The 7,525-nt window shown below is 49.2% G+C and carries 6 protein-coding genes; all 6 read right to left on the bottom strand.

Annotation, left to right across the window (positions count from 1 at the left end):
* Positions 1-103: 103 nt before the first annotated feature.
* The 6 genes from KJ678_04050 to KJ678_04025 all read right to left on the bottom strand — a co-directional run bounded on the left by KJ678_04050 (position 104) and on the right by KJ678_04025 (position 7,479).
* On the bottom strand, positions 104-1,741 hold the full coding sequence (locus KJ678_04050; protein ID MBU1017304.1) for a hypothetical protein: 1,638 nt from the start codon (positions 1,739-1,741) through the stop codon (positions 104-106).
* 169 nt (positions 1,742-1,910) lie between these two features.
* Positions 1,911-3,317: a hypothetical protein gene (locus KJ678_04045; protein ID MBU1017303.1), complete on the bottom strand. Its 1,407-nt coding sequence runs from the start codon at positions 3,315-3,317 to the stop codon at positions 1,911-1,913.
* Between the two features lie 38 nt (positions 3,318-3,355).
* Positions 3,356-5,407 carry a serine protease gene (locus tag KJ678_04040; protein MBU1017302.1) on the bottom strand — a complete coding sequence of 684 codons (2,052 nt, stop codon included), beginning with the start codon at positions 5,405-5,407 and terminating at the stop codon, positions 3,356-3,358.
* 285 nt (positions 5,408-5,692) lie between these two features.
* Entirely contained in the window at positions 5,693-5,914 is a 222-nt protein-coding gene (locus KJ678_04035) for a hypothetical protein (GenBank protein ID MBU1017301.1), read from the bottom strand.
* A gap of 15 nt (positions 5,915-5,929) precedes the next feature.
* Positions 5,930-6,226, bottom strand: a complete 297-nt coding sequence (locus KJ678_04030) for a hypothetical protein (GenBank protein MBU1017300.1) — start codon at positions 6,224-6,226, stop codon at positions 5,930-5,932.
* Complete coding sequence (locus KJ678_04025; protein ID MBU1017299.1) at positions 6,226-7,479, bottom strand: hypothetical protein; 1,254 nt, start codon at positions 7,477-7,479, stop codon at positions 6,226-6,228. The genes KJ678_04030 and KJ678_04025 overlap by 1 nt, the downstream gene beginning before the upstream one ends.
* Between the last annotated feature and the right edge of the window lie 46 nt (positions 7,480-7,525).

The following is a 7,525-nucleotide window of genomic DNA, read 5'->3' as shown; positions in this document are numbered from 1 at the left end:
CTTTGTCGTCACTTCGTTCCTCCTCGCAATGACCTTTATTCCCCAAACTGGACTAGGGACTGGAAAGTGTTCCTGCAAACTTCTTCCCAGTCCCTCAAAGTCGTCATCTCACCACCTTATGGGCGGGATTGATATTCCAATCAACCACCGCGCTTATATCAAACTTAACTTCCAACGAATCCCGCTTGCCCTCAAAAGCCACCGTCCATTGCAGAGGCAAAATGGGTCCCGTTTCCGAACCCATTATATGGTTGGCGAATACATCCGGTTCGTCAATCGCCATAACCATAAGGTTGGGTCCCGCCATTCCATTTGTCGGGGGAACAGGCGAAAAGTCAAACCCCACCGCCCAAGGGGGCTTTCCCGTACTTGGGTCGGCATACCGCCAAACCAAATAATCAAATTTAGCGCCTATGGTATTTGGCAGAACTAGCCCAAATCCATTCGGAATACCGTAACTGGCGTTACCTGTAAACTCCAAAGTATGCCAGTCATTAACAAGCCAAATATACCCCTCGTCAATCAATTGCTTGATTGTCAAAGAGTTAATGTAGCTTGCGCTTACCGGGTACCTTCCTCCATGACTCCGTTGATAGCTTTCCTCAAACGAAATCACCGGCAAGTTTTCGTTGTTAAGAATACTTATCACAAATCGCGAAGGCGGGGCGCTTGCCTGCTGTTCTATATCGCAAGCAATCCGCGTCTTAAAACTATACTCGTTTAGGTCCGCCCAAAAAATCTTTAGAGCGATATCCGAGTACCAAAACCCAAACACGAATTCCCCTCCCAACCCTTCGGAGACGCTTAGAGTGTTAATGTAACGCGAGGCCTCCAACTGTCCATAAGAGGCCATAAAACTCAACCAACCATCGGGATTGGAATCTCGCAAAGTCGCCAAATCCGCCTCGCTTGAGATGGTTTTGTACTCGCCTGTTGGCGGGTAAAAAACCTGCAGGGTATAATAAGCAGGAGCGGGCAATTCTCCCCTTTTGGCAAGCTCTATTCTTGCCTTCATTCTTTGCGGACTGAATGGCTGGCCGCAAGGCGTGTAGGGCGCGAGGCAAACCTTATTAGAAATCGTATTGTTCCCCACCCCCGATGGAGGTCCATTGTTGTTAGGCGGGGGCTGGTTACTTTGCGCAGGTGGCTGAGACTGCGTTTGCGGCGCAGATTCCTGCCCCGAATTAGGCGCGGGATTTGCCCCTGTATTAGGGTTAGTGTTAGCGTTAGGACCCGTATTCGGACTCGGGTCACTGTTAATCTGCGGCCCCTGTATCTCGGCAGGACTTGGGTTATGCGAAGGCGCGCTACCCACATTAGAATTCGGACTTGTCAACGACTCCGCGCCACTTGCCGGCTGTGGCAAGGGGTTAGCGCTAGATACACCCCCTTCCGCCCCAGCAGAGATATTAGGCGCTTGCGGCGCCACTGCTTGCGGATTCCCCGCCACAGGAGCCGGGGCCGGAGCCGGCGCTTGCGCGAGAGGAGCCGACGGCACCTGCTGAAAACTCGGGGGCGCCACTTGCGCAACTGGCGGGATGGACGGGGCCGCAGACGGCGCTCCTACAAAGCGAGCAATCGTCCCTAGCGCTAAACTTCCCGCAACTATAGCACCCCCTACCCAAGCAAATGCCTTAGCAACTTTTGGACTATTTGGACTAGACGCGCTCTCCCGCGCCGAAGCTTGCGGAGAAGCGCGAGCCATTTCTCGTTCTCGCCTTCTCGGCGCAGTCTGTGCCATCTCCCCTCCTTTACCCGCCTGCATACGAAGTTTGCGGCGGGTCCCCCAACCACCTCGTCATTGGCGAGGGACGGTCTTTCCCTTCGTCATTGCGAGGAGCTTGCGACGAAGCAATCTCATCTAGATTGCTTCTCCCTCGCTAAAGCTCGGAATCGCAATGACGATAAATTTATCTTTGTATTGTAGTAACAACAAATTCCCAACTATCTGATTCGCTGAAAATAACTACTGTCCATTCCACTTCACCTGCAATAGGAACCGCAAAATACATCAGCTTGGGAACCGTATAACTTCCTACAATTGCGGGAAGAGCGGGGTAGGTGTATGTGTACACTTCCCCGTTAGACATTTTTGCCGTAACCACCCCCTTAAAAACAGAGGGGAGTACAAACCCCACTCCCGCAGGCAGTTTAACCGTATTGCCATAAGGCGAGGTGTCCCCGCCATAGTTTATAACCATCGGCAGAGACATAAAAATGTATCCCGCATCCGTAGCCAAACTTGGGTCTTTAGGCAATTCTTGCAAAGAAACCGGATAAAACCCCGCCATATCCGTTAGCCTTTTGTAGGCCTCATCCGCATTTGCCAAAACCAAATTGCTCGGCTTTTGCGTTACTTGCGCCGTTAGCCGATTTTTAAGAGCGTTTGCCCTTTCCTGTTCTGGAATAACGGCAAAACGGGCGAACAGGTCAAAATTTCCGCGCAGAATGTACCACAAAACTTCAATAGCGTCCCGCGACATTGGGTAGGCCTCATCTATAAAACAAGCTCCCTGCCCATAACTGAAAAACAAATCATACCCGCCGGGGGATTCTTGATACCTTTGCAGATACTCCAAACCCCCTCCCACCGACAAAAACATTCCGTCTTTGGAGGTGTACGCGGGATGATAGACAATGGTGGCCAACGATTCGGGATTTTCCAAAATCCCCTTTTTGGCTTTATTAACCAAAGAATTAAATCCCGAGCAGAAATCCGGAGTAAGAACGGGTCCCGTTAAAACCACATAAGAACTGTAGTTTCCGGGTGGGCCACCTTTGCTATAGCAAGGCAAGCCTCCCAAATCGTTGGTTGCAGGCGGAGAGGGGTACCCATTTCCTCCTCCCCCGCCACCTAACTGTGTTTGCGGATGATACGCCTGACTCGGGCTGGTGTTCGCGCTTGGGTTCGGCGCGGTGTTTGCGTTAGGAACACTCTCTGCCCCCGTTAAATTTTCCGCCCCCGCATTTGGCAAAGTTCCTGCTCTAGGATCCGCCAAATTCCCCGTACCCGCGCTAGGCGCAGTTATGGACGAGGACGCGCTTTGTCCTTGTGGCAAAGGCGCAAATGAAGGGTTGGACGCATTTGCAAGAACCGGCGCCGAAACTCCCACGGGCGGAGCTACGGGTAGCACGGAAGAATGTGGCAGAATGCCAACAAGCAAAGACAAACCCAACAACGCTCCTGCCCCCCAACCAAGCGTTCTGACAATACTAGACCCTTGCCCTTCCGTCCCTTTAACATCTTGGGACGCGGCTCTCGCTTGGGAACGAGAACGGGCAGTAGTTGTCCTTTGACTTTGAAGCCTAAGTGGCATTTTGAACCTCCTCTCTTTTGGGGTCTGACCCCACTTATTCACTTTGTTAACACTGTTGACAAAAGCGCGTCAATTCTTGAAACAGGAAAAGCGTATCCCTTCCCTTCCCAAGTCTTTCCGGAGTCAGAAGATGCCGCGCCGGAGTATATCCCCACAACATTTAGGTTCTCATCTAATAGCGGAGCGCCGGAACTTCCATAATCTCCTTGGGCATTAGTAACTATAACCCCTTCCACCGCCCCCTTACCCAATAAGGTGTCCACCGCTACCACATCCCCAGAATTAAACACAAAACTGTCCGCCGAACCACCAGGGTAACCTGTGGACCAAACAAGTTGTCCTTCCACAGGGTCATCTCCCAACTTAAAAATGTACGCGTCAGCGGGAATATCCCAACCTTTCGGCTCAAATACTGCCATATCCAACAGGCTACTTCCTTCCGAGGTTAAAGGATTTAGCTCCCGCTTTCCTCCATTCCTATCCACAATAAAGCAGGGGCATCCAGAGCTAACCACATGATAATTTGTTACAATGTAGGTTTTCCCCGCTTTCACAACATAAAACCCCGTACCTAGAAACATCCCGCCACTACTGTTGGAATTCACTCCCACCCTAAATACCCCGCGTTGCACTTTAGCGCGCATAGCTTCAATAACAGAGCCAATATGCCCGCCTTCCGATAACTCCTCTACAGGCTTTTGAACACTTTCAGTCGGCTCGGAGGTAGGTTCTTTTTCTACAGGAGCGCTCTCAAGCTCAGGAACTTCAACATCCTTAACTTTCGTCTCCGGCAAAGGCGTAAGTTCCCCACCACTGGCAATGCTGGTGATAATTTCCCCAAACGGGTCGTCCGTTTCTGGGTTTAGGCCAGAAAACTCCCACAACTCTCTAAACTGTGAAAGTTCGGGAGCGGAGATTAGAACATCCGCCCAAAACCTTTGGGTTTCGGGGTCTCGCCTCTCCATAATCCACCTGCCATACTCCGCGGAATTTGCCGGAATAGGCCAAAGGTCACTCACTTGATTGACCAGTTCGCAAAGTATCATCGCTCCCGTTACATACCCGCTTTCTTCCTCCGTAAGGTTATACAAAGGAGCAAGCGTGACGAACCAATCGTACCAACTCCCGCTTTCGGCTGGGATATTAGTGGTTTTGCGACATTCAGGAGTTAAAGGAGTAGCGCACTGGCATTTATAAAACGCCATTCTCTCCTCATACTCCGATAAAACAGAAGAATTAGGCGATAACCTATTTTCTTCATTGCGGTTAACAACCGATCGCCAGAGAGGACCCACCCCCTTAACAGCCGTGTCCCCAAACGCAAACCCCGCCAAAGTGGATAGACCCTCGGATAAGAGTTTCCGTTCTCCATCCGGCATTGGCGACACCCCCATATACCCCCCACTTGCGCCTTTTGGCAAAAGCGCCTTTGGAATGGGTTTTGGAACAGGAGTAGGCGTTGGATTTGGCGTTGGTGTCGGCTTATTGTTCACAGGCAATGTGGGCATTTCTTCAAAACTTGCGTTGCCTGCAGGAGGGGCAGTCATTGCCGCCTGCGATACTGCGTTTGCGCTTCGGCCAATAGCGAATAAAGAACGCGCAAGTTGCGAGAAGGTACCTGAAAAAGTCCCAAACAAAAAGATACCCAACATTACCAAAACAATCAATGTAGCGGGTCTTGTACTTGAGTTGGACAAATCTCTTACTATCGTTTGTCCCACCGTTCGGAGATGGAACAACGCATTTCCCCTAAACCCGCTTAATTGCGCCTGTTCTTCTTCAGTTAAAGCGGGCAAACCGCAAACCTTAAGAACATTGATAAGGACAGCTAAGCGCTTTTCCTTTTGAACACAAGCAAGGTCTCGCCACAGTTGGGACACATATTGCTTTCTAGTATCCCTGCTCGCCCAACCATCAACAACCTGCAAGATTTTCTCAACAATGGACATAACCTTCTTTGGCGAAACACCGCCATCAACAAGAATCTGCGCAAGCGTTTCTTCCAAATCCACCCCAATACCTCTACCTCTACTACCCCCACTACTTCTACTACCTCTAACCCCGTCTCTCATTTTGTCATCTCCTTTCACAAATCTTTAACTTCGGGGGTTAAAGATTTATGTCATTGTATCCCGCGTCGCTGTTTAGGCGATTTTAACAATCCGGTTTTGGAATTTAACTCCCCGTCATTGCGAGGAACCCTGAGCTTGTCGAAGGGGACGAAGCAATCTCACAAAAAATTCCAAAACCCGATCGTTAAATTAAAAAGAAAAGGCGCCCGCTCCGTATAACGGAATCAGAACAGGCGCCCACAATCCATCACTTCTCTCAATTTCTCCTAATGACATAACTATCCAACACCCGGTGTTAGATAGTTACCAAGGCAATTTGTCCCTCGCAATCTCCAACAACCCTCTCCCCTGCTCTTGCAAAAGCGAAAGCGGGTCCAATTTCCCTCCCCCAGCAATAGTGTGGAACAAAAGCTCCACTACCTTGGGGTGGGTTAGAGATAGCCAGACCAAAACTCCCGCAAGTAGCAGGAGAGCCAGCAACAACAGAAAGAAAAGAAACTTTATCTTCGCGAAAATCCCAAACATTGCATCACCTCTTTCCTACGCAGGAATGTAGAAGTACAGAAGGATAACCACAAACCCATACCCAATCAAAGTAAGATGAGGACGAGATTTAGGCCAGTAGCCAAAAAACCACAGTATTACAGCAATAGCGAAAATAAGTAGCCATCCCGCTACAGAAACTTGAATAGGTCTTTTCAGCAGGACGAGGTAATCTCTTTTCACAAAAAACAGCCAAAACTTCACTTCAAGAAACCGACCGAAAAGATGGTAATAGAAATTGAGCACCGCGTAAAGAAAAATCCAACCCTTGAAAATTGCGGTTACATATTTCATTAACTGCCCCCCCTTCTCATTAGCCAAGAACCAATGGCCCCAAACAAAGAAGTATCCCCAATAGTGAGACGTTCCATCAACTCTGAAAGAGTTCTAGTCGTTCGGGAAGCGGCATCCGCTTTGGTGTTATCCGCTTGAGCTTGAGCCTCTTCCGCGCTTGCTTTGCGTGGAATCGCCAACGCTCCTTGCTGTCTCGCAAACTGGATACTTAATCGTTCTATTTCCTCAGGGGTAGGATTCCTATCTTCAAGCCAATGTTTCGTTTTTCTCCCCCATTCTACAATATCTACTTCTGGAGGGGCGTGTTGAATCTTCAGTTCCTCCAAACGGGCCCGTTCCCTCCTCTGCTCTTCAATTTTCGCCACAGAATCCGGCGATTGTTGCGCAGTAAAGGAAATACTTTCCACAACTAAATACAACTTTTTAATCTTCGCCAGAATCACATAAGGAATAGACCTTGAAACAAATAGTTCCGTCGCTCGTCTCCTGTCTTCATCAGACACAAGAAAACCCGCATCTAAATCCAAAACCTCACGCGATTCATCAACGGACAACAACTCGCCCGAATTGTACAGACCAAGCGCTCTGTTAAAATCGTCTCTCCACACTCCAATACCCACCACAAATTGCTCCACCGTATATTTGGGCGCCAAACTTGTGCTTATGAAGTTTTTGAATTCCATAAGCAACTGCGCGGGACGCCAACCAATTAAATGTCGCCCAATAGCGCGCCCCGCATCCAAAATAAAACGGTGGTCTAGATTAACTCTCGTGCTATAGTTAAAAACCAAATCCTGAATAGCGGCGTTTAGGTTGTCCGAACATGTTGCTTGCGCGCTGGCAGGACCGTACTGTCTTGGAGCGCTAATACGCACACTCCATGAAAATAGCGCCAAAGAAAACAAAAGCCAGCTTATTACAGGAGCGAACGCCAAAAAGGTGTTGTCGCTGAAACCAATCCTGCTAACCCACCCTACAACTTTGCCATTTGCATCCTGCATTTGATAAGCGTAAAACGAACCTCCTACCATAGTGTACTCATTCGCAGTAATCGTTACACCCATGGGTTTTAACAACCACTTGTCCGCAAAAACCATTGTTTTGGCAGGCAGGGTAACTTTGGTCGGGATAGCCACAATGGTATAAACAACAAAAAGAATGGACACAATAAGAGGCAAAACAATCCAATTTCTCTCGGAGGCCCCGCCATTCTCCCCAACACTACCTCGCATAATCCTATTTTGAAGCGACATCTGTCCTTCCTCCTTTACATAACTAACCCATACCCACACCCGGTGT

Source organism: Patescibacteria group bacterium (assembly GCA_018817085.1).
In the GTDB taxonomy this organism is placed as follows: domain Bacteria; phylum Patescibacteriota; class WWE3; order CG2-30-40-12; family CG2-30-40-12; genus CG2-30-40-12.
The sequence above is the reverse complement of the archived record's forward strand: the minus strand, read 5'-3'. Positions and strand labels throughout refer to the sequence as shown.

Excerpts from the sequence above, each read along its gene's own strand:
- KJ678_04050 (MBU1017304.1), bottom strand. The coding sequence starts at position 1,741 with ATGGCACAGACTGCGCCGAGAAGGCGAGAACGAGAAATGGCTCGCGCT.
- KJ678_04045 (MBU1017303.1), bottom strand. The coding sequence starts at position 3,317 with ATGCCACTTAGGCTTCAAAGTCAAAGGACAACTACTGCCCGTTCTCGT.
- KJ678_04035 (MBU1017301.1), bottom strand. The coding sequence starts at position 5,914 with ATGTTTGGGATTTTCGCGAAGATAAAGTTTCTTTTCTTTCTGTTGTTG.
- KJ678_04030 (MBU1017300.1), bottom strand. The coding sequence starts at position 6,226 with ATGAAATATGTAACCGCAATTTTCAAGGGTTGGATTTTTCTTTACGCG.
- KJ678_04025 (MBU1017299.1), bottom strand. The coding sequence starts at position 7,479 with ATGTCGCTTCAAAATAGGATTATGCGAGGTAGTGTTGGGGAGAATGGC.